Origin of the sequence: Adlercreutzia equolifaciens (assembly GCF_029076695.1) — a bacterium.
Classification (GTDB): Bacteria; Actinomycetota; Coriobacteriia; order Coriobacteriales; family Eggerthellaceae; genus Adlercreutzia; species Adlercreutzia equolifaciens_A.
This window is the reverse complement of record NZ_JARFIK010000653.1, coordinates 1-287: the sequence shown is the minus strand read 5'-3', so window position 1 is coordinate 287 and position 287 is coordinate 1. Positions and strand designations below refer to the sequence as shown.

The following is a 287-nucleotide window of genomic DNA, read 5'->3' as shown; positions in this document are numbered from 1 at the left end:
CGGAATTGTGCAATTCCAGACCTTGCCCTCAATTTGTTTGACAAGCTCCGTGGTCGTTCCTACGTCAACAATTTCTCCACCTTTCATAATCGCATTGCGCGTGGAAATATACTCTATATCAGATACGATATGGGTGGAGATCAGCACAATCCGATCATGCGAAAACTCGGAAATGAAGTTTCGCAGTCGAACACGTTCTCCGGGGTCAAGTCCTGCTGTCGGTTCGTCCATAACAAGTATCTCTGGATCATTTAACATCGCCTGCGCAATACCAACACGTCGCTTCA

Annotated in this window: 1 pseudogene; it reads right to left on the bottom strand. The window is 46.7% G+C overall.

The features are described 5' to 3' along the window. Window positions 1-287 (bottom strand): annotated as a pseudogene (locus PZH32_RS13985) (ABC transporter ATP-binding protein); the annotation flags it as partial.